Annotated in this window: 26 protein-coding genes and 1 pseudogene; 4 read left to right on the top strand and 23 right to left on the bottom strand. The window is 51.7% G+C overall.

Annotated features, from left to right (window positions below; genetic code table 11):
• Nucleotides 1–2: 2 nt before the first annotated feature.
• The 3 genes from HFP08_RS23340 to HFP08_RS23330 are packed head-to-tail and all read right to left on the bottom strand — an operon-like array spanning nt 3 to nt 3,595.
• Nucleotides 3–947: an ABC transporter permease gene (locus tag HFP08_RS23340; protein WP_168123038.1), complete on the bottom strand. Its 945-nt coding sequence runs from the start codon at nt 945–947 to the stop codon at nt 3–5.
• Nucleotides 948–963: 16 nt separating this feature from the next.
• Nucleotides 964–2,577, bottom strand: a complete 1,614-nt coding sequence (locus HFP08_RS23335; RefSeq protein ID WP_168123037.1) for an ABC transporter substrate-binding protein — start codon at nt 2,575–2,577, stop codon at nt 964–966.
• Between the two features lie 40 nt (nt 2,578–2,617).
• The gene (locus HFP08_RS23330) at nt 2,618–3,595 is read right to left on the bottom strand and encodes an ABC transporter ATP-binding protein (protein WP_168123036.1); all 978 of its coding nucleotides are present in this window, start codon (nt 3,593–3,595) and stop codon (nt 2,618–2,620) included.
• Nucleotides 3,596–3,893: 298 nt separating this feature from the next.
• On the opposite strand from HFP08_RS23330, the gene HFP08_RS23325 reads away from it, so the two are divergent.
• Both HFP08_RS23325 and HFP08_RS23320 read left to right on the top strand, forming a co-directional pair.
• The gene (locus tag HFP08_RS23325; protein WP_168123035.1) at nt 3,894–5,285 is read left to right on the top strand and encodes an amidase; all 1,392 of its coding nucleotides are present in this window, start codon (nt 3,894–3,896) and stop codon (nt 5,283–5,285) included.
• Nucleotides 5,286–5,333: 48 nt separating this feature from the next.
• On the top strand, nt 5,334–5,528 hold the full coding sequence (locus tag HFP08_RS23320) for a hypothetical protein (protein ID WP_168123034.1): 195 nt from the start codon (nt 5,334–5,336) through the stop codon (nt 5,526–5,528).
• A gap of 111 nt (nt 5,529–5,639) precedes the next feature.
• On the opposite strand, the gene HFP08_RS23315 is transcribed toward HFP08_RS23320, so the two are convergent.
• A complete protein-coding gene (locus tag HFP08_RS23315) occupies nt 5,640–6,593 on the bottom strand; it encodes a LysR family transcriptional regulator (RefSeq protein WP_168123033.1) in 954 nt (317 codons plus the stop codon).
• Between the two features lie 168 nt (nt 6,594–6,761).
• On the opposite strand from HFP08_RS23315, the gene HFP08_RS23310 reads away from it, so the two are divergent.
• On the top strand, nt 6,762–7,385 hold the full coding sequence (locus tag HFP08_RS23310) for a cysteine hydrolase family protein (RefSeq protein WP_168123032.1): 624 nt from the start codon (nt 6,762–6,764) through the stop codon (nt 7,383–7,385).
• On the opposite strand, the gene HFP08_RS23305 is transcribed toward HFP08_RS23310, so the two are convergent.
• From HFP08_RS23305 to HFP08_RS23225, 18 genes are all read right to left on the bottom strand, one after another.
• Nucleotides 7,366–8,208: a DMT family transporter gene (locus tag HFP08_RS23305; protein WP_168123031.1), complete on the bottom strand. Its 843-nt coding sequence runs from the start codon at nt 8,206–8,208 to the stop codon at nt 7,366–7,368. The two genes, HFP08_RS23310 and HFP08_RS23305, sit on opposite strands and share 20 nt — an antisense overlap.
• 21 nt (nt 8,209–8,229) lie before the next feature.
• Nucleotides 8,230–8,880: a carboxylesterase family protein gene (locus HFP08_RS23300; RefSeq protein ID WP_168123030.1), complete on the bottom strand. Its 651-nt coding sequence runs from the start codon at nt 8,878–8,880 to the stop codon at nt 8,230–8,232.
• A 69-nt stretch (nt 8,881–8,949) separates the two neighbouring features.
• The gene (locus HFP08_RS29545; protein WP_277345882.1) at nt 8,950–9,084 is read right to left on the bottom strand and encodes a hypothetical protein; all 135 of its coding nucleotides are present in this window, start codon (nt 9,082–9,084) and stop codon (nt 8,950–8,952) included.
• Between the two features lie 4 nt (nt 9,085–9,088).
• Nucleotides 9,089–9,574: a GNAT family N-acetyltransferase gene (locus HFP08_RS23295; RefSeq protein ID WP_168123029.1), complete on the bottom strand. Its 486-nt coding sequence runs from the start codon at nt 9,572–9,574 to the stop codon at nt 9,089–9,091.
• Complete coding sequence (locus HFP08_RS23290) at nt 9,574–9,996, bottom strand: YhfM domain-containing protein (RefSeq protein WP_168123028.1); 423 nt, start codon at nt 9,994–9,996, stop codon at nt 9,574–9,576. The genes HFP08_RS23295 and HFP08_RS23290 overlap by 1 nt, the downstream gene beginning before the upstream one ends.
• Before the next feature lie 35 nt (nt 9,997–10,031).
• A complete protein-coding gene (locus HFP08_RS23285; protein ID WP_168123027.1) occupies nt 10,032–10,655 on the bottom strand; it encodes an NUDIX hydrolase in 624 nt (207 codons plus the stop codon).
• Nucleotides 10,639–11,403 carry an SDR family NAD(P)-dependent oxidoreductase gene (locus HFP08_RS23280; protein ID WP_168123026.1) on the bottom strand — a complete coding sequence of 255 codons (765 nt, stop codon included), beginning with the start codon at nt 11,401–11,403 and terminating at the stop codon, nt 10,639–10,641. Before HFP08_RS23280 ends, HFP08_RS23285 begins: the two co-directional genes overlap by 17 nt.
• Before the next feature lie 46 nt (nt 11,404–11,449).
• The gene (locus HFP08_RS23275) at nt 11,450–11,938 is read right to left on the bottom strand and encodes a hypothetical protein (RefSeq protein ID WP_168123025.1); all 489 of its coding nucleotides are present in this window, start codon (nt 11,936–11,938) and stop codon (nt 11,450–11,452) included.
• An 87-nt stretch (nt 11,939–12,025) separates the two neighbouring features.
• Complete coding sequence (locus HFP08_RS23270; protein ID WP_168123024.1) at nt 12,026–13,036, bottom strand: SPFH domain-containing protein; 1,011 nt, start codon at nt 13,034–13,036, stop codon at nt 12,026–12,028.
• 22 nt (nt 13,037–13,058) lie between these two features.
• A complete protein-coding gene (locus HFP08_RS23265; protein ID WP_481856600.1) occupies nt 13,059–13,901 on the bottom strand; it encodes a TPM domain-containing protein in 843 nt (280 codons plus the stop codon).
• Nucleotides 13,901–14,929, bottom strand: a complete 1,029-nt coding sequence (locus HFP08_RS23260; protein ID WP_168123023.1) for a TFIIB-type zinc ribbon-containing protein — start codon at nt 14,927–14,929, stop codon at nt 13,901–13,903. Before HFP08_RS23260 ends, HFP08_RS23265 begins: the two co-directional genes overlap by 1 nt.
• A 42-nt stretch (nt 14,930–14,971) precedes the next feature.
• Nucleotides 14,972–15,634 carry a PspA/IM30 family protein gene (locus HFP08_RS23255; RefSeq protein ID WP_168123022.1) on the bottom strand — a complete coding sequence of 221 codons (663 nt, stop codon included), beginning with the start codon at nt 15,632–15,634 and terminating at the stop codon, nt 14,972–14,974.
• 445 nt (nt 15,635–16,079) lie between these two features.
• Nucleotides 16,080–16,595 carry an AAA family ATPase gene (locus HFP08_RS23250; protein ID WP_168123021.1) on the bottom strand — a complete coding sequence of 172 codons (516 nt, stop codon included), beginning with the start codon at nt 16,593–16,595 and terminating at the stop codon, nt 16,080–16,082.
• Nucleotides 16,596–16,618: 23 nt separating this feature from the next.
• On the bottom strand, nt 16,619–16,813 hold the full coding sequence (locus HFP08_RS23245; protein WP_168123020.1) for a hypothetical protein: 195 nt from the start codon (nt 16,811–16,813) through the stop codon (nt 16,619–16,621).
• A gap of 35 nt (nt 16,814–16,848) precedes the next feature.
• Nucleotides 16,849–17,646, bottom strand: coding sequence for a phosphotransferase family protein (locus HFP08_RS23240; RefSeq protein ID WP_168123019.1), 798 nt, complete (start codon nt 17,644–17,646; stop codon nt 16,849–16,851).
• 29 nt (nt 17,647–17,675) lie between these two features.
• Entirely contained in the window at nt 17,676–17,906 is a 231-nt protein-coding gene (locus HFP08_RS23235) for a hypothetical protein (protein WP_168123018.1), read from the bottom strand.
• Nucleotides 17,907–18,183: 277 nt separating this feature from the next.
• Nucleotides 18,184–19,170, bottom strand: coding sequence for a sensor domain-containing protein (locus HFP08_RS23230; protein WP_168123017.1), 987 nt, complete (start codon nt 19,168–19,170; stop codon nt 18,184–18,186).
• A 108-nt stretch (nt 19,171–19,278) separates the two neighbouring features.
• Entirely contained in the window at nt 19,279–20,715 is a 1,437-nt protein-coding gene (locus HFP08_RS23225) for a sulfatase family protein (protein ID WP_206109309.1), read from the bottom strand.
• Between the two features lie 140 nt (nt 20,716–20,855).
• Between HFP08_RS23225 and HFP08_RS23220 the strand changes: the two genes are divergently transcribed.
• Nucleotides 20,856–21,755 (top strand): AraC family transcriptional regulator, encoded by a 900-nt coding sequence (locus HFP08_RS23220; protein ID WP_168123016.1) that lies wholly within the window; start codon nt 20,856–20,858, stop codon nt 21,753–21,755.
• A 10-nt stretch (nt 21,756–21,765) separates the two neighbouring features.
• Here HFP08_RS23220 and HFP08_RS23215 read toward each other — a convergent pair.
• Nucleotides 21,766–22,874: pseudogene (locus tag HFP08_RS23215) on the bottom strand (DUF2332 domain-containing protein).
• Nucleotides 22,875–23,223 lie beyond the last annotated feature (349 nt).

Genomic DNA, 23,223 nt, shown 5'->3' with positions numbered 1-23,223 from the left:
TCTCAAGAATGTCTGACTCGGGGATCGAGCAGGGCATGCAAGGCATCGACAATCAGATTAATCAGGACAAAGGTGATCGCCACAACAAGCACGCCCGACTGTACGATCGGGAAATCTCTCTGGCCGATTGCCTGGTAGATCAGTTGCCCGATGCCGGGCCAAGCGAACACCGTCTCGACCAACACCGACCCGCCGATCAAATAGCCGAACTGCAATCCGGCAACCGTCAGGATGGTCGGCATGCCATTCTTCAGTACATGGCGGAGAATCGAGCCGGACCCGGCGCCTTTCGCTTGAAGGGCAAACACGAAATCCTGCTGAAGCAAACCGGAAATCGTGCTGCGCACCATTCGCGTCATTACGCCGAGCGTCGTCAAGGAAGCCGCCAAGGTAGGCAAGATAAGATGCTTCAGCAAATCCAGCGGCCCTCCTCCTCCCACTCCCGTCATCCCCGATGAAGGGAGCCAGCCTAGACTAACCGAGAAGATGCCGATGAGAATTAGCGCGACCCAGAAGTTCGGCATCCCGATTCCGGCAAGACTGGAGACATTGAAGAGGGAAGCAATAACGGACTTCGGGCGATAGGCGCTGTATACGCCGATCAAGAGACCCAATCCGAATGAAACAGCCGCTGAAGCAAGGGCCAGAATCATCGTGTTCCACACGGCGGGGAGCAGCAAATCGCTAACGGGCAGCCTTTTGATAATGGAATTGCCCATATCTCCCTGCAGCATATGACCCAGCCAATATACAAACTGCAAGTAAATGGGCTTATCAAGTCCTAGCTCATGAGCGACCAACGCGCGCTCCTCCTCGGTCGCGTCGGAAGACACGATCGAGTTGACCGGGTCGCCCGGCACCATCTGCAGCATGAGGAATACGATTAACGAAACTCCGAGAAGCGTGGGGATAAATAAAATTAGTCGTTTGCCTATAAAGGATATCATCCGCGCCAGCCTCCTCTTATTCGATGGATATGGTCGTTAGATCCGCGAACCAGGATTGCGGTTGAACAAACCCTTTAATGGAAGGTGAAAGCGCTCGAAGGTTGAGATCATGAACAACGAACAGCCAAGGCGCGTCATCCGCAATAATGGCCGAAGCCTCTTTCAGCAATTGATCCTGCTCCGCCTGGTCGAAGCTTGCGCTCGCCTTGGACAGCAGCGCGTCTAGCTCAGGGTTCGAATAACCGCCAATATTAATGCCATTCGGGAATTGGGCTGCCTTCGAGAAGAAATTCGTGAACGTATTCGGCGCAATCGTCGGCAGGGAAATATTGATCGCCCCAAGCTCCTTGTCGGTCGGGAAGCCTTGCAGATACTGGGTAAGCAGCGACTGCCATTCAATGGACTCCAGCTTCACGTCAATGCCTACCGCCTTCAGGTTCTTCTGCACATATTCATTCATCTGAATCGGCCACATGTTGCCCGAGCCGCTTGTCGGCACCATGAATGTTGTGGAGAAGCCGTCCGGATATCCCGCTTCCGCCAGCAGTTGCTTCGCTTTCTCCGGATCGTAAGAGTACGGCTCGGCTTCGTCGTTATACCAGACATGCCTTTCATACATCAGCTGCGTGGAAGGAATCGCGGCGCCGCTAAGCAAATCATTGCTCATGCCTTCCCTGTCGATCGCATAGTTGGCCGCCTGACGAACCAGCTTGTTGCTCCAAGGTCCGCTCGATGTATTGAGCACATAAGGCCAGATGTGCGGATAAGGATTCGTCAGAACCTGATAGCCGTCCTTCTTCAGAAGCTCAATCGATTCAGTGGGAGGAATCTCCACCCAATTGACCTCTCCGGATTGCAGCGCCGCAAGTCGCGCCGAAGGATCGCTGATTGGCCGCAGAACGATCTTGCCGAGCTGGGGGACATTGCCCCAGTAATCCTCATTCTTCTCCATGACCATCTCTTGGCCGAGCTTCTGGCTGACGAATTTGAACGGTCCGGTTCCGACCGGGTGATTCGTGTACGTATCTCCGCCGCTCTTAATGGCTTCCGGACTGGCAATCAAAACACTGGCGAGATCGTAGAGCAGGAAGCTGTACGGCTCGGTGGTCGTCATCGTCAGCGTATAATCGTCAACCTTGGCATATTCGGCAATATACCGGAGCGAGCTGCCTGTCGATCCCGCCATCTGCGCGTTGTAATATTCGGAATCCGGCTTCATGATGCGATCCAGGGCGAAGACGACCGCATCCGCATTGAACGGCGTTCCGTCATGGAAGCTGACGCCTTGACGAAGATGGAAGGTCCACAAATTCGGATCGGATTCGGAATGCTCCCAGGATTCCGCAAGGCCCGGAGCCAGCTCCGCAGGCTTCTCCCCCTGCGTTAAATCCCACTTGACCAGAGCGTCATAAATTTGAAAGCCGACGAACCGCATCCCTTCATAACCTTCCGTCGGCATCGTATCCGGCACTGGAATATTGGCCGCCGACATACCGATAATGAGCGTGTCGTTTCCGCCTGAAGCGGCCGCACCTCCATTCTTGTTCTGACAAGCGCTGGCTACTAGAGCGATGCAGACGAACATAAGAAGGAACAATTTCAGCTTTAGCGGTTTCGAGTATCGTATCATCCTGACCCCTCCAATTATGATTGCTATGATGTTTCTCTTTCTATTGCGCGATTCGTTCCTGCTTGTTCAGCAGGCAGCAAGCCGCATGCTGCGATGCTCCTGTACGTACGAATTCCGGTTGACTCTCTCCGCAGCGCTCCTCTGCCGAGGAGCAACGCTGAGCGAATGCGCATCCCGAAGGCATGTTCGCGATAAGCGGCGGCTGACCGGGGATGGTGGTCAATCTTCCCTTCATCTTGCTCTGCGGCGTAGCCGCGATCAGGCCGGCGGTATATGGATGGGAAGGCTTAGCGAGCACTTCCTCCGCCCGTCCGTATTCAACGATCTTGCCCGCATACATAACGGCAATATCATCAGCCATCTCCGCCGCCACTCCGATATCGTGAGTGACAAGCACGATCGACATGCCGAATTCCGCTTGCAGATCCTTGAACAACCGCAGAATCTGCGCTTGTATGGTCACATCCAGCGCAGTGGTCGGCTCATCCGCAAGCAGCAGCTCGGGATTGCAGCCCAGCGCCATCGCGATTACCGCACGTTGTCTCATTCCCCCGCTCATCTCATGGGGAAACGATCGGATACGCTCTTGGGGAGATGGAATGCCAACTTTTCTGAATAATTCGACAACTCTATCCATGGCTTCGCGCTTGCTGACCTTCTGATGCGCCATGATCGTTTCTTTGAGCTGCGAACCTACTCGATACAAGGGATCCAGAGCCGATAAGGCGTCCTGGAAAATCATCGCGATCCGATTCCCTCGAATCTGCTCCATCGCTTTCGCGGAATACTGGAGCAGGTTCTCTCCTTTGAAGCGGATTTCGCCGGATAATCGCGAACCTTGCGGCGTTAATCGCAAGATGGACTTGAGCATCACGCTTTTGCCGGATCCCGATTCGCCAAGAATGACGAGCGTCTTCCCCTTCCTCACTTGCAGATTGACGCTCCTTACCGCATCGACCATTCCCTTCTTCGTCGAGAATGATGTTACCAATTCTTCGATCTCCAGCAGCTTCTCCATCACAATCCCTCCCTCTGCAAATTTCAGGCTCATGCCCCTGATGATCGCAATCCCGAAGGTTTGCGACTCTGCCCGGAGCTTATATGTCACATATCCTAACATAAATTTTGAATTTAAGGATATCGAAACATTCTATACCTTCATTCCCTTGAATTCAGTTCAATTAGTGTTATATTTCTTAACAATGAATAACCGCCCATCAGAATTCGTTCGGTTTTATTCAGGAAATGGCGAGCAGCAATCATGTCATCCGCCTTTACCGCAATTCATCCTATATTCATGAAAGAGAGGTAAGAACATGTCCACCTTGAATCAGGAATTCGCATTTGCCACGATTGATGAGGTCGCCGAGCTACTGAAGTCCCGCCAGCTTTCCCCGGTCGAGCTGACTATGGATGCGCTGAATCGAATCGAACAACTGAACCCCAAGCTGAACGCCTTCATCACAATTACGAATGAAACCGCCTTGGCGCAAGCCAGGCAGGCCGAGCAAGATATCATGAACGGCCGTTATCGAGGCGCGCTTCACGGCATCCCCATCGTCCACAAGGATATTTATTATACCAAGGGCGTTCGGACAACCGTTTGCTCCAAAATTCTCGAGAATCACATCCCGGATTATGACGCGACTGCCGTGTCGCAATTATCCGATGCCGGTACCATCATGCTCGGCAAAGTCCAGACACATGAATTTGCCGCCGGAGCGATGACGAACAGCCCTCATTTCAAACCATGCCACAATCCATGGGACCTGGAGAAATCACCGGGCGGCTCGAGCGGAGGCTCCGGCTCCGCCGTAGCGGCCGGCCTTGCCTTCATGGGCACGGGCACCGATACGGGCGGCTCCATCCGCATCCCCGCCGCCGCTTGCGGCATCGTCGGGATGAAGCCGACTTACGGACGCGTAAGCCGTCATGGCATTTTCCCGCTGGCGTGGTCTCTCGACCACGGCGGCCCCTTGACTCGAACCGTTAAAGATGCGGCATTATGCCTGCAGGCCATGGCCGGCTATGATCCGAAGGACGAGGCTTCGGTTAATATTCCTGTGCCAGACTTCACTGGCAAGCTTCGTCTAGACTTAAAGGGCGTAAAAATCGGCGTTCCAACCCCGTACTATTACGACAATATCGACGGTGAGATCGACTCTGCTCTCAAGAAGGCGCTTGACGACTTGCGTCGGCTTGGCGCCGAGATCATTGAAGTGAACATTCCTTTGTTGAAGGACGTCCATGCGATCTCGATGGGGATCTGTCTCGGAGAAGTCGCCTCCATCCACGACGAGTGGTACCGCAAGCATCCCGAGCTGTACGGTCCGGATGTGCTCGGGATGATCGAAGCCGGCCGTCTGTCTTCCGCCGTACAGTATCTGCAAGCGCAGCGCGCGCGCAAGCTGCTTCAAAGAGAATTCCTGGACGCTTTCGAATCCGTCGATGTCCTGGTTACGCCAACCCTCCCCATTACGGCGCCGCTCATTACGAATGCAGCCGTCGGCATGAGACTCGCCGAGCTGACGATGCCAACGAATGTCACCGGTTTGCCGAGTCTAGCCTTGCCTTGCGGCTTCGATTCCAACAACATGCCGATCAGCATGCAAATTATCGGCAAGCCGTTCGCCGAGGATGAAGTGCTGGGCATAGGCCACGCTTATGAGCTCAGCACAGAATGGCATAAGCAGCATCCCGTTCTCTAGGTGCGAATCACAGGAATGGCATTTTATCCACATAAGGAGGTCCCTTTCATGAATAACAACCAAATGACTGATAAGAATACGCAGTTGCTGCAAGTAATCTACGGCGCTCCGCTTAGCGAGGAGAAGCTGCAAGCATTCTCCGGCACTGTCTTGCCGATGCTCACGGCGCTCAGCGGACTGTATGCTATTAATGTAGCAGGCATTGAGCCGCCGATACTCCCCCTATGGAAATCGATTGACTGACCGCTCTCAACAGCCAGACAAAAAGCCCTCCTCGCATGAGCCGCGCGAAGAGGGCTTCCTCTTTTCGTTTTCCTCTATATCAATGGACCAAACCAATCCTATATTATCCCGTCAAGATGAGATTGCACAAGCCAGATTCTTCGTCAATTGTTCGATCGGTACATCGAGCTGCAGCGATTTCGAATAAGCCATCAAAATGGGCAATTTCGGCAATGTTTCCCCGTAGGGAATGGCGCGTATCGGAAATCCGTCCAGGTACAGCTGTGGGATGTAGCATCTCGGAACGAAGGTGTATCCCTGTCCATTCGCCACAACGCCAAGCATCATATCGCAGCTGTCCACGATTTGAAATTTATTCGGAATTGAACCGAACAACCCCAGCAGAATTTCCCATACAGTCACATAAGTCGCGACAGGATTCTCGAACAGCACGAACATTTCATTCTTGAGCAAATCAATGAAATCCGCCCCTTCGCCAACATTTCCATAATGCTCCTCCGAACACAGAAGCACCCACTCATCATCCATCACATGCACATGCCGCAAATGGCTGCAATCCACCACGTCATAGAAGAGACCTATATCAATAACGCCGTAATCAATCAGATCAACAAGCATGATGGACGGTCGCGAGACATATTTGCATTTCAAATCAGGACGCATTTTCCGAAGCTCAGACGCAAGCGGGTTCATGAACACCCCCGACAAGCCTGTATCGAGACCAATAACCAACCGATCCATTCGCGTCACTTCCTCCAACGACTGTTCGAACTTCTTCATGTCGGATTTATTCAGCATAGCCGATGCATTGTTCAATTGGCTGACCATCTGAAGCGCGTAATACAGAAAATAATGGCCTTGCTCCGTCACCTTGACCCCTTCCCAATTTCGCTCGAGCAATTTAACGCCCATGCCTTCTTCCAGCTTGCGAATTCTGGCGCTGAGTGTTGGTTGCGTGACATGAAGGATCTGAGCCGCCTTCGAAATGCTCTTCTCCTTCGCAATCATAACGAACGAACGAAGCCCCTCCAGATCCATGCCCATCCCCGCCTTTCTTTCTCTCATTCTATCATCACTGCCTGCCAGATAACAATGAATTATGTAAACTTACCTAACGCAAACTATGAAAAAAAGGAAGAAAATGAGAAAATATAGCTATAGAAAAGTACTATATCCTAGTTTCGTCAATTACATGTTATTATTCATAACATAAACAATAGTGGAGGGATGATTATGAAAGGCTTAAACCCGGAGGAAGCAGCGTTAATTGTCATTGATATGCAAAACGACTTTTGTCACGAGGATGGGGCTTGTGGACGCGCGGGTATGGTCGATATTAAAGCATTCCAAGCATGCGTTGAGCCAATAGCCAAGCTTGTCGAGCAAGCAAGAACACTTCAGATACCAGTCCTGTACGTCATGATGACACTGGATGCCGGAACAACCTCCGATGCCTGGAAACTGAAGCATGAAGGCGGTTCTCCGGCGGGGATTGTCGAGAAGGGCAGCTGGGGAACGGAAATGTACAAACTTCAGCCCCAGCCTGGAGATCACCTGATCGAGAAGCATCGTTACAGCGCTTTTATCGGAACCAATCTCGATCTCACCCTCCGCTCTCTTAACCGAAAATCAATCGTGCTGACAGGCGTTTTGACGAACGTATGCGTTGAATCGACAGCTCGCGACGGATTCATGCTGGATTACAATGTTACGCTCGCTAGCGACGGCTGCGCAGGCTCATCGGCGGAAGCGCATGCCATGACACTCAGCAACATCAGCAACTACTTCGGCCAAGTGATGGAGTCTGAAGCCATACTCGGCCATTGGACGAAAGAGACTACCACAATCCCAGGATAATCACGCCTGCGGTAATGAGAACGGAGGCTGTCAGCCTCCTTCTCCCTTGCTGTTCACGCAAGATCAACACGCCCATAATCGTGCCGAACACCGTCCCAATTTCGCGCATGGGAGCAAGCTGAGCGACTGGCGCGAGCGACAACGCATAGAGGAACAGCAAATAGCCTCCCGGTGCCAAGACGCCTCCGAGAAGCATGATTTTCCAGTTCAATCGCAGCTCTTGCCGCATACCGCCAGAACGGAATGCCGCCCATGACAAAGCCAGCACATTCCCCACATTCGTAGCTTCGTTCAGAACCACCGCGGGAACATATTCCAAGGCCAGCTTATCGATTACAATGTAACTCGTAATGCACAAGCCTACCATTAGCGCCAAGAAAGGAGCTTTGACAGAGAGGGCCTTCCCTTTCCCACTCGGTCTGCTCAGCAATAAAATTCCAATTAGGATGGCACAGACTCCGCACCAACCCCATAAGCTCAAGTGTTCATCCAGAAGGAAGACTCCAATAAACGGAATCAGAATTGGACTTGTCCCTCGCATAATCGGATACACCTGCGACAGGTCGCCGACCGAATAAGCTGCGGCAAGCAAGAGCATATATACGCCGTGCAGCAGCATGGAAACAAGAATGAGGCCGCTCCCCCATATCGTCAAACCATTAGTATCCCACTCCATAACCGCCCAAGGCAGAAAAACGACTATAGCAATCAGTTGGCAAAACCATAAAAACGCATTCTTATCCAAGCTCCGCTTCGTATACAAATTCCATACCGCATGCAGAAAGCCTGACCCGAGCACAAGCAATGCAGCTATACCGACCATCTTCATCTCTCCAGCTTTCCGTTAATTCCGCTTGCTCAGCAGCCACTCATACAACGCCGGATTCGCAAAGGTGCGGTCCATGACTTCATGTTCATGCTTCATGCCGGGATAGGTCGTGAATTGAACCTCGCGACCTGCTTTCTTCATGGCATTAACCATCTGGATTGATTGTTCCATCGGAATGACATCATCCTCTTCCCCGTGAAAAGCCCATACAGGAATCGATATATGCTTGGCGGCCCTGCTCTCGTACCAGCCCGCAATCGGAACCGCGGCGGCAAATAATTCGGGTTCCGAGAAAGCAAGCTCCCATACGCCATTGCCCCCCATGCTAAAGCCAACGAGGTAAATTCTCTTCTGATCTACGCCGAATCGTGTGTTCATCTCATTGCAGAGCTGGATGATCTCCGTTTTCATATCTGTCCAACTTTTCGTTAATGGACATTGCGGCGCGACGGCTATGAATGGAAATGCAGGGTTCGCAGCCGCATGCTTCATGATGCCGTAATGATCCAGCAAGCGAATATCGTCTCCCCGTTTCTTAACGCCGTGAAGAAACAGGATCATAGGATAGGCCTTCTCTGTGTCAAAGGGATCAGGCAAATAGATTTGACAGCCTAAGCGGGAATCACCTTCAACCCTGTTTCGAAAAAAACAATCCGTAATCGCCATCACCAATCCCTCCCTCCATTTTTTCACGTCCCCTTATTCCTTCCAGACGAACGGGAAAGCGAAATGGTTTCAAGTCCGACACAAGCTGATCATCAGCCGTCTGCCTGCCACTTTGAGCCAGCCCTTATCGATCGCCTTCACTCCCCGAACCGTCATCCCGAAGCGGGCATGCACATGCTCCGAAATCTCCTTCAACTCGTCCATAGGCTTATGAACGCACTCCCCTCAGCGCCTTCTCCATCCTGAAATTGTTCAAAGCTACGCCGCCGCGCTCTACCACCCGGGCCTGCATGACATTGAAGCCATGGCGCTCGAAGAACGGTCTTGCCGTGAGGCTGACATCGGCGAACATGGAAGTTAATTCGAGTCTTGCCGCTTCTTCTTCCAGCTTGCGCAGCAGCGCCGTCGCGATACCTCTTCCTTGAAAGTCCTTGTGAACAAACATGCGGTCCAAATATCCCTTAGTCGTCATGTCGGAGAAGCCTGTGATGATGCCGTCCCGTTCGGCGACATAAGCAAGATTCCGCTGCAGGGAATCCAGCCATGCTTCCCTCCTGTTCGCCCGATCCTCTTCTCGCTCCCACGCTTCCACCTGTTCCTTTGAATAATCTCCTCTATTAATCGTGTGTACCGTATCGTAGAACAGAGAAACAATCTCGTCAATATCCGCCTTGCAAAACGCTCTAATTTGCATTACATCACCTCATTGTCGCTCTCTTCACCGTAAACCTCTTCCAAAATGTCGAGCAGCTCCTTCGCCCTGGACGTTCCAATTCTATAAGTCGTCCCCGTATTCGGCAGCTTCATCAGAGTGCCGAGTCCATAGCGCTCGCTGACCCATAAATAATAAGAGTTCTCCCCAAGCTTGAATTGATAGGGAGGAGCTGCGATGTCCACTTCTCCGGGCTGCTTGTCGGCAAATCGAACCCCATAGGTGAACGCTTTGACTGCGTCCTTGTCTTTAATGATATGCTCGGAGCCTGGCACCGTTTTACCGAAGCCTGACATTTGAAAGACCGTGACTTGATTTTCAGTTACTCGGTAGCGGAAATACGCAGCCACTGCGAGGAGCAGGATGATAACGGCTGCCGTAAGTGCTATTTTGCGCCAATGCATGGAGAGTCCTCCCTTTCATGTTTCTCTGCCGTACATTATTCCAAAACTGATTGTAATCTCGCGAATAACAACTCATAGTAGGAGATGTCGAACAGCTTCATATCCTTCCTGCCGATGCCGAGACTTCGTTCCTTCTTGCCTCCGTCATCATCCATCTCATAACCGTGAACAACCGCCTCATCTCGCTCTCTGCGGCATAGCTCCATCATATCCTGCACGCCGATGAGATACAGCCCGCTTAATTCCATGGCAGCAGGACGATAATCAGCTAGAGACGCATTGCCGCTCACAAGCAGATATATATGGAAGAATTCATTGTCTATGAACGCATCGTTCACATCAGAGTTCCGATACTTGCCGACTTCAAGCAATTCCTCAAATGGAACAGTGAGTCCAAGCTCCTCCTCCAGCTCACGAACGCCGTCCGAGGGCTCCTCCCCCGCTTCCAAATGTCCGGCACAGCTAATATCCAGCTTGTTCGGATAGGTATCCTTGGAGCGATGACGTCTCTGCAGCACCAGGAAATCCCCATCGACGGAGCGATGCAGCACCCAGCAATGAAAGGTGCGATGCCAAACGCCAAGCCGGTGCGCCTCCTGCCGCGTTACTATCCCGATGAGATTGCCCGCTTCGTCGAACGCGTCAAATCTCTCCTCCAAGCCGCTCAGCTCCTTCTATATTCGGAAATTGTAAGAACGCTCCAGACTCATGCCTGTAAGCAATGACTTGAACCAAATACGCCCCAACTGCCTCCGCCGATTGCAATTGTCCTTCGGAATGCGCCTCTTGGAAATAAGCGGCCATCGGGAACGCGTCCTTGTCTTTCTCTCTTGCTGAGGCCTGCATAGCGGTCTCAGCCATGCCGGGGTCAACCACTACAATCTCTATTCCTTGATCTCGCTTCGATTGTTCAAGGGAGACGCAGCTTGCGAACATATTAATCCCGGCCTTGGCTGTACAGTAAGCGCTCATTCCAGGGGCAGCATAACGACCTGAGCCCGAGGATAAATATATAAGCTTGCGACGCATTGGGAATCCTTCTGTCAGCTCCGCAAAGCTGGAGGTGAGAATCATCGGAGCAAGCAAGCTCGTATGCACATGCCGTTGCAGCTCTTCATCGCCGCAATGCTCAATGAAGCGCAGCGGCTCCAGCATCGCGGCATTCAGAACAAGACAAAGCATGGTTGCCTGCTGCCTGTCTATCGTTTGAAGAATTCCCCTCATTAAGCTGCGAAGACCCGAGCTATCGCTTAAGTCGCAGTGATAATGGGCGTAATGGGGAAAAGCCTCCAGCTCTTCAGCATTCCCGCGAGCAATGCCGTGCACATGATGACCCTTCTCCAGAAGGAGTCTTGCCGTCTGCCCGCCAATTCCTCTTGATGTACCCGTAATGATGAAATGCTCCATAGCTTCCCTCTTCTCCGGAGTTTTCACATGACTATGCTTAACCCTGCTACAGATCAAGCAAATTTTTCATGACCCATTGCTTATAGCTGCCGTCCCGCGAGATAAACCAGATCCTCTCGAAGGCTGCCGTCGGTTGTATGAAACCTTTCATTCTGAGAACATCTGAAATTCCCCATATCGGCGAAGTGTTGCGAATCAGCAGTATATTCGGGTAAGAGGACTCGTACTTCTCCCTCTTCGCTTCCTTATGCCGCATCAATTCATTCAACACGTTAATTAAATCCTCAATCTTCTGCAGGGCAAGATACTTCTTCGTCGAACGGCCGAGCAGCATTCTTGCTTCCTCCGCATTGTAGAATAAATGAGCCACCTCTGCCCCGACCGACTCTCCCTTGTCATCCCGCAGAACGAAATCCGGACTCTCCCTGCGTTCTACACAAGTATAGCGGCTCGAGTGATTGGCATGGTACAGATCCAAAAATAATTGCAGCGCCGCCTCTTCCAGCGCATATTTCTCCCGATTGTGACTGTTCATTCTTTGCTTCTCCTTGGTTCTAAATACTCGCGCCGCCCTGCAAAGAACAGAAAGAGCGCCCAACAGGCACTCTCTCCATTTTGTCGGCTAGCCCAGCTTCTGTCCGCAGTTCGGGCAGAAGTTGGCACCTTCGTTCTTGGTCCCGCAGTTGGGGCAAAAGTTCGGCTTAGTCCCGTTGCTTGAAGTCTGCGCCCTCGCTCCGGATGATCCGGCATCCACCCGGTCAGCGTCAACCCTGGAATCCTGCAACCGATCCCCGTCCATACTCTTCATCATGTCCTTCGCGATGTTCATGCCCATCATCATGCCCGCCATATCCGAGGCGGCGCCGCCGCCCTTCACCTTGCCCGAGGCGATTCCGTCCGTCATGCTCACCTGCTGATAACGCTGCAGATTGCCGATCATGCTATGCGAGGCGTTCTTCGTAATCATATCCTGAATTTCCTTCGGATAATTGAAGCTCATGACACGGAAATCGGTAATCGTCATACCGTCGTCCAGCAGCTCCATATCCAGATCCTCTCGAATGCCTCGCGCGATATCATGAGCGTTCGCCTGCAGATTGAACATATCCTTGCCTTCGCGGCTAATCCATTTCATCAGAAGCTGATCCAGAACCGAGGTGATTCGAAGCTTCACATCCTCAACCAGATAACTCGCCTTCACTCCCGCTATCCGGTCGATAAGCGCTACATAATCCTTCACCTTGAAGACGAAGGTGCCGTTGGCGCGAATGGGCATACCTCCTGGCAGCTCCGGCGTAGGAATCAGAATCGGATTCTGCGTTCCCCATCGCACAGTAAACTCCTTCGTATTCACGAACAGCACTTCCACCCGCATCCCGCTGTTGAAGCCGAACTTGAAGCCCTTAAGCGTAGACAAGAAAGGAATAATCTGCGAATCCACATTGTACTCTCCATCGTCCTGGAAGATTCCCTCGATCTTGCCGTTATTGACGAATATGGCGTCCTGTCCCGGACGCAGCACGAGCTTGCTTCCCTTCTTGATTTCCCTGTTGCTCCACTTCCAGAAGATCATATCATCCCGGAATTCTTCCCACTCCACCACATTCGCGAATTGATCCTTGAAGAACATCATAGCTTAACCATCCCTTTCCCTCTCAAAATGATCCTCTGCTTCCGCTATGCGAATGACCGCCGCCTGTTCGGCCGCCGCCTCCTCCGCCTCCGCCACCGCCGCCTCCGCCGGAATTGGTCTGTATCTTCTGCTTCGTTACCGTCGTATGAAGAAATTGATCTCTCTGCTTCAGCACGCCGGAGGAGCCGGATTCCTCATAGGTTTTGCGATGAACCGTGACACGCCCGCCGGAACGGTAAGCCATACCCCCGACTACGATCCACGCAAGCGCAATCGCCACGACAATCTGGAACCATAGCTTGAACAGAATATTGTCTGGATTCACGCTTGGGCGTACGCCCATATAACGGTAAGCCGTTTTTACGTAGGTTTTGAAGGCGCTCGCGTAATCACCGCTTGTCATAGCGGGCGTCATTTTATTCCTAATTTTGTCCAGCCTGCCATCATCGAGATATTCCTCTCCCTTGTAGAAGCCGGCGAGATATACCTCGCGATTGTTCATATCCACCATTAGAATGACGGCATTGCCGTGCGGCTTGTCATAGCCTGGAGCATGCTCGTCGTAGAAATCCTCCGTCATCAGCTGTACATCCGCGTCCCCTTCGTTGCGAGTCGTGACAATCAGGATATCGGTCTTCCGTTTCTCCCCATACTTCGCAGCCATTGTCTGGAGCTCGTCAATCTCAGTCTGATTCAGCAAGCCCGCATCGTCATAGATGAGAGTCTTCTCTTCCGCGGAGGCGGCCTGCGCTGTTGACGCGAGCAGAGGAAGAAGCGCCGCTGCCGCAACAAGGAAGAGGAGGATCAGAAGAATGCGCTGCGAGCTTCTTGAGCCTTGATCGCTTCTATTTTTGCACAAAATCACTATAACACACCTCCCACGATCCAAGACAACAGCTTCATGGCCAGGAAGGTTCCGCAGAAGAGGCCGCCGAACCAGGCAGATACCTTGGCTTTGCTGATGGGCGGCTTGCCGACCACCTTGCCCGTCTGGCCGTTCATGGCGAAGGTATACTCGAGTTTATTGTAATCATAATGCAGAACCCAAACGGGAAGGAGCGCATAATCTCGCTTGCTGGAGCTGGTTTGAATCTGCTTGTTTGTGTAATTCACAGTAGCGTAGCCCGGTATGGTCGACTTAATGTAGGCGTCGATATAATCGCTGATCTTCTCCTTCGCCCGAGGGAACAGCTGCTCGTCGTTGTAGCTGTATTTCTCTGCTATGAAGCCCGCGAGATAAGGCGTCTTGAAGCTCTTCAACTGCTCGTAGGGATACGGCTCCAGCTTATCCATCAGCTCGTCGTTCATTTTCTCGGCGGCATCGATCGGAACCTTGGCGTATTGCAGCTGTATCTCTCGATAAATATCATAATGACTCGTTTCCGTATACCGATAGCCGCCCCTTGTATACATTCTAACCTTCGTGCCTCTTGCCTGCACTTCAATATGATTATGCAAATCATACAGCCAGAACGGCACATACATGCCGGTGATGCTCTTCACCCGATCTGCCGTCATGAAGCCGTTCGGCGTCAAGCGACCGTTCCGGCACCACTTGCGGAACGCCTTCATCGCCTCTTCCTTGCTGACCGAGAACGGAATGACAAGGGCGGGAGCAAGCTTGCCCGTCAGCCGGTCGCCCAGCACCACCGGAGAGCCGCAGAAGCTGCAGCTCGTGGCCGTCGTCTCCGCTTCCGTCATAATGACGGCGCCGCAGCTCGTGCAATGATATTCATGACCCTCATTCTCTTCGAAAACCGTGTTCTTCAGCGGGTCCGGCGCATTTTCTACATCATCTGTTCTCCCGCAGCCCTGACAGGTCAGCTTGCCCGTCTCGCTGTCGAACACCTGATTGCTGCCGCAGCTGGGACATTTGTACTCGATTACCGTCATGTGTTCACCTCATTAGCAGTAGCTGTGCAGCACGATGCTCTTCTACTCATTCCTCTGCAGCTTCTCTTTGATTGCAGCCAAATCCTTGTCGGCGTTCGGAACTCTCTCCCTGTTCTCGAACAAGGCGTCGATATCCGTCTGCTGCCGAAGCTCAGCAAGCGCCATCGCCTCATCATAGGCCCGATTCGCCTTTTCCTCCATTGCATCGAAGATCGAGCTGTCCGAGCCGAGCGGCGAGCCGCCTTCGTTCACCTTCTGCTGCGCCTTCGCCGCCGCCAGCTTCGCTTGCAGAATCGTGCGGCGCGACTCCAATTGCGTCATATCCGCGATAAGCTTGTCCTGCATATGCTTCATGCGCGCCGCATTCGCAGCGGCCGCATGATACTTCGCCTGAAGCTGCTGTTCACATTCCGCTTCCTTCGCCTTCATCTCGAGGAAGCTGCGAGCCTTCTCCTCATCGCCTGCCTCCACCGATTTCTCGGCGTAACGCTGCAGCTTGCTAATTTCCGCTTTGCACTCCTCCCACGCCCGCTTCGCTCTGCTCTCCTCCGCCTCGACCGAGGCCGTCTCCGCTTTCACCGCTCCAAGATTCAGATTCAAGCTGCGCATATACTCGTCCATTTCCTTCTCCGGATCCTTCGCCTTGTCCAGCAAGACGTTCACGTTGCTCGCCATTATATCTCGAAATCTCGCTAGAACGCTCATAGTCAGCCTCCTCCACATTTTTTGCACATACTCACCCAAGGCATGACAGCTGTCTGATCCACCTGAATATTGCCCCGCAATGTTTTTCTCGCAGTTTTGTTCGCAGTTTTGTTCGCAGTTTTGTTCGCAGTTTTGCTCGCAGTTTTGCTCGCAACATGCGCACGCTGTAACGGACATTTCCGCCCTTTAAACAGCGATTCTCGACTCTTCACGATTCTAACGGACATTTTGTCGCCTTAGCGACCTATTCGAGGTTGAAATCAGCTATTTCACTAGGCTAGGAGCCGAAAATGTCCGTTAGCGCTCCAAACTGGCAAAAATCAGCTTCTAAGGAGCGAAAATGTCCGTTACAGCAGAGGCATCTATCTACTGCATTGGTCCGACAGCCGCAGTTCACTGCTCTCCGATTAATCTGGCTTCATGCTCGGCTCAGCTCATGTTAACTTCAAACGACAAATCGCTCATTCGTCATAATCTCATGGATAACCGTCTCGACATCCATGCTTGTCGTGTTCAAAACATGCCTCTCACCGGGCTTCGACTCCAGAATCTCATGCAAACCCGCAACAGAGCGAGGGCCCATCTGATGCTCGGGCTTCCGCTCGGCGTCTCTTCGCAGAAGCTCTGCCTCCTCCACGATCAGAACGGCATATTTCACAACAATATCCGCATTCGCAAACGCTTCGCTTATTCGCCTGGCATTCCACGGAAACGCCACATAATCAATAATAACATCATGCTTTTCCTTAATGAAATTTTTCGTTAACGCTTCGATATTCCTCCAGATCAAATCCGTGTGATACTGGCTCAGCCACGGCTTCTCATGTCCGCCGATAACCATATGATCGATAAGATCTCCTTCTATGTACGCGCTCTTGCCCAGTCTCGTCGCAATTTGCTTCGAAGTTGTCGATTTTCCCGCACCGGCAGGGCCAGAGATGATGTAGATGGTGTTTTTCATACAGTCGACCTCACTCTCGCATCTTAATCATAATTTCGTTGCATAGCAGCCCGACGTTCCGTTCGTTCTAATCTCTCGCGGATATCGTATAAGAGATACAAGCCTCTCATCAGGATGGCTAGAACCAATCCGCCTCCAATTATAATGCCATAGACACCAAGAGCGACAATGACATACACGATTGCCACGCTCAACAAAAAGATTCCTATTAATTTCATCTCCCGACTCCTTCTGCAGTGTGATCATGCATCTATCACTCTAACCTCCGTCGTATCTCTGCAACCAATTGAATCCGTTCCTCGCCAGGCAACCAATCCGCCAATCTTGCAGCAGCGACAGGCAGCAGCCAATTTTCAATATCTTCCATAGTTTGGTTCGAGAGCTCCATATAGCTCTTCAAGTAATCATTCGCAAGTTGCGTTCGAAGCCTGCTGAACTGCTCTACGACATGGTTAGGCGTTCCTTCCGGCATCGTCCCAAAACGCATCAACAAGAGTGTCCTTGCTGCATCACCATTTGGATGTCCAATCATCGCAGTCATCCAATCAATCATCCAGTTCTCACTGCCTACAATTATATTATCGGGATGGAAGTCTCCATGACATAATTGATCGCCCGTTGGCAAGGCTTCCAAGCCATCGATAATATACGTTTTCTCTTCAGATGTTAGCTGACTGGCCGCTTCAATATTTCTTTTTAAAGCAAGCTTTTGATGACGATGAGGAGGCAAGCCCCCAGCCTTATGCCGGTGCACCGAGTAATGGAGCTCCGCCATGGCAGCCGCATGCTCTTCCATTCGGGAATGCTCCTTCTTCATGACAGAAAGCAGCGTTTCTCCATCAACTTTTTGAAAAACAATGCCCGTGCGCCCTTCTCGAGATATCATCTCATAAGGCTCCGGGATGTTAATGCCTAACGCGAAAACGAGCTGACTGGCCGTATATTCCTCATGAATAGCATCAAGCGGAAAACCGGCTTTATACAATTTGACAACCCTGCTATTCTCGAATGCGAAAATATCCGCTGTCCTGCCATAACCAATTGGATTCATAGACAGTCCTCACTTCTGGTTTTCTTATATCACTGCTCATTCGACCTTGTATGCAGCAATTCCTTCAACTGAGAAAGCCGATGGATCGTGCCATTTCCGGCTTCATATTTTTGGTTATGCTCCCACAAGGCCGAGAACAACTCAGCCTTTTGAAATTCTCTCGTTAAGTGATGCCGTCTGAACGTCTCTAGCATACTATCTTTCCAATACTCATGGAAATAGAGCAGCGTATCATCGAGATCGAACAACAATACTTTCATAGCTATCCCGCTTCACCGCCCAGCCTGCATTTTATAATAAAGGTTGCCGGATATTTCAGATGTGTTTCTCTGCAACAAAAAAAGCATCTGATCAAGGATCAAACGCTTTACCAAGGCGCACAGCTTAAGAGACAGGATTTTCACCAAGGCACTCCGCGTTCGCCTATATTATATTCCATATATTGACTACATTTTAATTGAAACATTCTATGAATTCAAGTGACCATTGCCTATTACGAGAAATGGTCATTATGCATCAATAGCCGGTAAGGCTTCCTCAATTTTCATCAAAACGCAGCTCAGCGGTCTTCCTCAGCTTTTCTTTCCCCTTGGCGCGATACATCTCCGCGTCAGCATGCTTAATCAGCGCTTCTACCGTATAGCCGTCCTCAGGGAAAAAGGAAAGGCCCATGCTCGCGGTTACCTTGAAGCAATGACCGTCTATCATCATCGGCTCGGCGACAGCCTGCTTGATTCTTTCGGTGAAAAAAAACAAGGCCTCCTTATTCGCTATATCCGTCAGAAGAACCGTGAATTCATCCCCGCCCCAGCGGGCAGCGAAGCCTTGATCGCCTGCAGCCGCAGCCAATCGCCCAGCCGCCTCCTTAAGAAGCCGATCGCCGGTTTCATGGCCATAGCTGTCATTGACGGCTTTGAATCCGTCCAAATCGAGGAGCATCAACCCACTCAGTCCATTGTGAGTATCGTTAAGATGCGTTTTGGCCCGCTCGATGAACAATCTGCGATTTGGCAAATCTGTCAGCGGGTCATGATAAGCAAGATGCGCGATCGTTTCCTCCGCTTGCTTGCGAATGGTAATATCCCGTCCGACACCGATTGACTGCAACAGCTTGCCATCCACGTCCCGAATATATTCGACCGTTGTTTCGTACCAGCGATATTCTCCGTTCTTATGCCGCACGCGGGCGGTGAAGCGCACCGTATTCTGATCCTTCGACAAGGCTATGCGATGCTCATGCAGCCTTTTCTGATCCTCGGGATGATTAAAGTCTGTTGTATGCTTCCCGATCACTTCTTCAGGCTCATAGCCAAGGAGAGCCTTAACCGAAGGAGAGATGTACATGAATTTGCCGTCGGGCGTGAAGCAAGTGATAATATTCTGCGAATGAGCCGCAATGAACGCGAACATTTCTTGAACATCAACCTGATAAGGCACGTCGGCTTCTTTTTTAGGAGAGGCGCCGTCCGAATGATTTTCGTTAACATTATCGCGGTCGTCGGGAATCGGATTATAAGGCAACATACAGCCATCCACCTTCTGTAATTTGCTCTTTCATCCTATCATTATAGCCTCTCCCAACGCCCAGCAAAAGCATTAACTATAATTGGATATTCTCTCAACTTACCGCGTTTATTCCAAATCGGCAAATGCTTTCTTTCCGCGGCCTGCAGGTCCGGCAAGATCCAATTGTCCTTTGCCCGTAACGGGCTCATGGATGCCGTCCATGGCCGGGTCTACATAGCGAACGAACCAATTCTCAAGCCGGTCTTTCATTTGTTCCGCTTGCGTTTTATACACCGGGTTGTCGATCAAGTTCTTCCGTTCCTCCGGATCGTTCGCCATATTGTACAGCTCATGCGGACCGTAGGGATAACGGTGGACATACTTCCATTCCTTCGTGCGCGCCATTCTTACGGGGCCGTATTCGTCATACACAACAACGCATTCCTCTAATGCTGACGCTTCGGCGGCCTCTCCAAGCAGCAGACCCGCGAAGGATCGGCCCGGAAGCTTGCTGTCATGCGTGTATGGAATGCCTGCATATTCGAGCAGCGTCGGCATGAAGTCGTATCCGCTTACCATTTCATCGCACACGGAGCCTGCCGGAATCCGGCCGGGATGACTGGCCAGGAAGGGCACCTTCACGGATGTGTCATACATATTTTGCGGAAAGGTTCCATTGCCCTTGCCCCATATGCCGTGATGGCCGCAGTTAAAGCCGTTGTCGCTCGTGAAGACGACTAACGTCTCTTCGCGAATGCCATGCTGCTCCAACCGGTCCAGAATCCGTCCGATATGATGATCCATGGCCGTCACAGCGGCGAAATAGCCGATCAGGCATTCCCTCGTTCGCTCAACCGTCCCCTTTCCCACCGAGCTTACCAGGAAATTGGGATGAAGCGGCTCCTGCGGACAGGTCTCGAACGTGCAATCTTCGTATAAATCCGTAAACGCCTTCGGATGATTGTCAATCCATGGGCTATGGGGCGCCGTATAGTGCACGCTCAAATAGAAGGGAGCGTCTTCGCCCGCATGGCTGTCGATGAAGCGCAGCGCATCATCCGTAATCGCCTCCGTCACATAGCGGGGCTCGATCTCCAGCTTTCCATCTCGTATCATGGGTGCGTTGTAGTACGAGCTGCCGCCTTTCTCATGCACATACCAGTGGGTGAAGCCCTTCTGCGGCGTATAGCTGTCTCCCAGATGCCATTTGCCGCTAAGGCCGCAGTTGTATCCGTGTTCGGCCAATTCTTCCGTATAAGCCCGCTGTCCTTGCAAATAGTCCACTGTATGCTCCTGCCCCGAGGCGCCGCCATTGCCGGCCCTGATCCAATCATGAATGCCGTGCTGAGACGGAATTCTGCCCGTCAACAAGGATGCCCGCGCCGGCGAACAAACCGGCGACACGCAGAAGAAGCTGCTGAAGCGCATGCCCTCCGCGGCGATTCGGTCCAGATTAGGCGTCAGAATCTCGTGATTGCCTCCGGCCCCCAAGGCCCACGGCCCTTGATCATCTGCTAGAATGAAAACGATATTAGGATTTTTACTCTGAGTATGGTTCATCATTGTCCCTCCCGCAATTACAGTCTATTTAAGAGTACCATTGGCGGTCTTCGCAAGACATTGTAACCATTCATATGTTTTTGACATTTTTTCAGGTATACTGAACATGACAGCCCCCCATTCCGTTACAAGGAGGACTCCCTATGTATGTTCTTCAGCATGGAATAGCCATGGATCGTCTGCAACAGCGGATATTTTGGGCAAGAGATATGTTGAAGCAGCCTGAGTTCGTATTCGGTCCTGTAACGAATCCCTTCACGGTCTGCTGGTTAATCGTGAGCGGGGAACGAACGATTGAAACCGACGACAACGAGCTTGATCTAAAGAGAGGACATTTGTTGTTCTTCACGCCCGGCACCAAATACCGCTTGCTCCCGGGACGGCCGAATGATTCGGATTTCCACTATTATTCCTTGGGCTACAGCGCCGTTCTGGATTCGGTTGATCTCTGCGATCTATTCGCCTTCCCTCGGCTCAGCTTTCACGCGGGCAACCCTGAGCTCCAACCGCTCATGCTGCTGTGGGAGCAACTGCTCGAACGTTTTGAACAAATCGCGGAGGATGCGAAGGATCGACCCCACCTTCCCCATTTCCCTCATCCACTCGAGAGCGCTGCTTTTTCTTGCGCCTATTTGAGCATGAAGGGGCTGCTGACCCTCTGGTTGTCCAGCGTCATGGGGCTGCTTCAACCGCAATTGGCGGAGTATCCACGACAGATCGATCCTCGTGTAGCCGATATTTGCCGCTATATTCGAGAATCCGTGCATTTGAGTCCGGATTTGGACAGTCTGGCCCGCAAGGCGCATCTTAGTCCCGGTCACTTATCGCATCTGTTCAATCAATCGCTTGGCATGCCTCCGATGGAATATCTTCGCCGCTGCCGGCTTCAACTCGCCAAAGAGCTGCTGCTGAACACCTCGCTCTCGTTAAAGGATATTTCGCTGCGGATCGGCTTTGGCGAGCAGAGTCAATTCAGCCGCTCCTTTCGCGCTGCGGAGGGCATCAGTCCTTTGCAATACCGCCGCCAGTGGAAGAGCTACTAAGAGGTTCGGCTCAAGGGGCACCCTCCCAGCGGAACCATCTGCCGTGACCATCGGTCTCCGCAAGAGTCAGGCTGCTGGCGACGCCGTCCACCACATAATCCAGATGAAGCTTGGCATCCCTCATATTATTGTAGAGATGAAAGACGTCGCGCTCTTGCCCGATTCTGCGGATGCATGCGAGGAGCAGCTCTTTATCCTCCTCCGAAAACTGATTGGCGACATGCGTATGGAAGATGCATAGAGCGCTCCTTGACGGAGTATCCGCAGCCAGGCTGTCCAATATGCGAATGCCGTCGCCTTCAACCAGTTCCACCGCATACTTCGTACTCTTCGCATATTTCAGATAATCCACAGTCTCTGCATTCTTCGCATTCACATTCTCCGCATCCTTAGCATTTATCTGCATAAGATCAGCCGTTTTCTCGAAGTTCGCCATCCGTTCCCGATGCTCCGGCCAGATAAGCGCCTTCATCCATAGCAAATCCTCGGGATCTGACAAATCGTTCACATGAAGATCAACCCCGGTTCTTGAAGCTACAGGAGGACTGTTCTCAAGCAGGAATGGAATAACATCTCCCCTCGGCTCAGAGGACAACAATAGCTCCGACTCCCCCTCACCATATCTGCCCGGCATCCCTTCATAGGAATAAGCATATTGATCCCATAGCAGCTGCAAGCCTGCGCTTGTGCCAATCTCAATTAGCGCGAGCGGCAATTCGGCCAGCCCATAAATATAGCAAAAGGCAGGATAAAGATAAGCACAGCGCCGCACCTCGTTCGTTTGCACAAGCCTCGTTTCGAGCAGATGTATCATCTCGTTTCTGTGAAGGAGACAGAAGTCCCTGAAGCTTGAAAAAGAGCCCGCTGGATCTTGGGGATGCTCCTCGAGACTCGCATAGAAGCTCCGCATAGGATGCTGCGCACCGCGAAGCAAGAGATAATGAGCAGCGCCGAGGAATAGATTAGCGCGGGCTGCCACGCTCTGCTATGCGCGGCAATGGCGAGCAATTCCTCATCCTCAGCAGTTTGCAGTGACAATCTCTCATAGAGCTCGCTTGATCCTCGGCATTCTCTGCTCGCGAAGGTTCTAAAACGATGCGCCAGGGTAATCATGTCCATAAGCATGCCTCCATTCCATTTATTTGAGCAGAGTGTAGCATATGTGGGCTTCGCGGAGATATTCGACTCTTTTATAGCCGTGATAACCGATTGTGATCCATCACCGTCATACTTGAGTACTTCCATAATAGTGATGCGTAATTTGGATTCATCATACTCACTACTTCACCTCCTGAGACACCTGCGCCCTCGAGCCACCTGGCCCCTGAGCAAAGGGGATAGTGTCTACAAAGAAATCTCCAAGCATTTGCAAAAACCTTAATCCGTGAAGCAACTTAAATAAAAAGCTAGAAAAACGAAGGAAATCACATCTCTGATGGCGAATATTAAAGATAACAAGCGATTATCT

The sequence above is a fragment of the Paenibacillus sp. HB172176 genome (assembly GCF_011947265.1).
Classification (GTDB): domain Bacteria; phylum Bacillota; class Bacilli; order Paenibacillales; family Paenibacillaceae; genus Pristimantibacillus.
This window is presented reverse-complemented; position numbering and strand designations above follow the sequence as displayed.

Excerpts from the sequence above, each read along its gene's own strand:
- HFP08_RS23340 (WP_168123038.1), bottom strand. The coding sequence starts at position 947 with ATGATATCCTTTATAGGCAAACGACTAATTTTATTTATCCCCACGCTT.
- HFP08_RS23335 (WP_168123037.1), bottom strand. The coding sequence starts at position 2,577 with ATGATACGATACTCGAAACCGCTAAAGCTGAAATTGTTCCTTCTTATG.
- HFP08_RS23330 (WP_168123036.1), bottom strand. The coding sequence starts at position 3,595 with ATGGAGAAGCTGCTGGAGATCGAAGAATTGGTAACATCATTCTCGACG.
- HFP08_RS23325 (WP_168123035.1), top strand. The coding sequence starts at position 3,894 with ATGTCCACCTTGAATCAGGAATTCGCATTTGCCACGATTGATGAGGTC.
- HFP08_RS23320 (WP_168123034.1), top strand. The coding sequence starts at position 5,334 with ATGAATAACAACCAAATGACTGATAAGAATACGCAGTTGCTGCAAGTA.
- HFP08_RS23315 (WP_168123033.1), bottom strand. The coding sequence starts at position 6,593 with ATGAGAGAAAGAAAGGCGGGGATGGGCATGGATCTGGAGGGGCTTCGT.
- HFP08_RS23310 (WP_168123032.1), top strand. The coding sequence starts at position 6,762 with ATGAAAGGCTTAAACCCGGAGGAAGCAGCGTTAATTGTCATTGATATG.
- HFP08_RS23305 (WP_168123031.1), bottom strand. The coding sequence starts at position 8,208 with ATGGTCGGTATAGCTGCATTGCTTGTGCTCGGGTCAGGCTTTCTGCAT.
- HFP08_RS23300 (WP_168123030.1), bottom strand. The coding sequence starts at position 8,880 with ATGGCGATTACGGATTGTTTTTTTCGAAACAGGGTTGAAGGTGATTCC.
- HFP08_RS29545 (WP_277345882.1), bottom strand. The coding sequence starts at position 9,084 with ATGGACGAGTTGAAGGAGATTTCGGAGCATGTGCATGCCCGCTTCGGG.
- HFP08_RS23295 (WP_168123029.1), bottom strand. The coding sequence starts at position 9,574 with ATGCAAATTAGAGCGTTTTGCAAGGCGGATATTGACGAGATTGTTTCT.
- HFP08_RS23290 (WP_168123028.1), bottom strand. The coding sequence starts at position 9,996 with ATGCATTGGCGCAAAATAGCACTTACGGCAGCCGTTATCATCCTGCTC.
- HFP08_RS23280 (WP_168123026.1), bottom strand. The coding sequence starts at position 11,403 with ATGGAGCATTTCATCATTACGGGTACATCAAGAGGAATTGGCGGGCAG.
- HFP08_RS23275 (WP_168123025.1), bottom strand. The coding sequence starts at position 11,938 with ATGAACAGTCACAATCGGGAGAAATATGCGCTGGAAGAGGCGGCGCTG.
- HFP08_RS23270 (WP_168123024.1), bottom strand. The coding sequence starts at position 13,036 with ATGATGTTCTTCAAGGATCAATTCGCGAATGTGGTGGAGTGGGAAGAA.
- HFP08_RS23260 (WP_168123023.1), bottom strand. The coding sequence starts at position 14,929 with ATGACGGTAATCGAGTACAAATGTCCCAGCTGCGGCAGCAATCAGGTG.
- HFP08_RS23255 (WP_168123022.1), bottom strand. The coding sequence starts at position 15,634 with ATGAGCGTTCTAGCGAGATTTCGAGATATAATGGCGAGCAACGTGAAC.
- HFP08_RS23250 (WP_168123021.1), bottom strand. The coding sequence starts at position 16,595 with ATGAAAAACACCATCTACATCATCTCTGGCCCTGCCGGTGCGGGAAAA.
- HFP08_RS23245 (WP_168123020.1), bottom strand. The coding sequence starts at position 16,813 with ATGAAATTAATAGGAATCTTTTTGTTGAGCGTGGCAATCGTGTATGTC.
- HFP08_RS23240 (WP_168123019.1), bottom strand. The coding sequence starts at position 17,646 with ATGAATCCAATTGGTTATGGCAGGACAGCGGATATTTTCGCATTCGAG.
- HFP08_RS23235 (WP_168123018.1), bottom strand. The coding sequence starts at position 17,906 with ATGAAAGTATTGTTGTTCGATCTCGATGATACGCTGCTCTATTTCCAT.
- HFP08_RS23230 (WP_168123017.1), bottom strand. The coding sequence starts at position 19,170 with ATGTTGCCTTATAATCCGATTCCCGACGACCGCGATAATGTTAACGAA.
- HFP08_RS23225 (WP_206109309.1), bottom strand. The coding sequence starts at position 20,715 with ATGATGAACCATACTCAGAGTAAAAATCCTAATATCGTTTTCATTCTA.
- HFP08_RS23220 (WP_168123016.1), top strand. The coding sequence starts at position 20,856 with ATGTATGTTCTTCAGCATGGAATAGCCATGGATCGTCTGCAACAGCGG.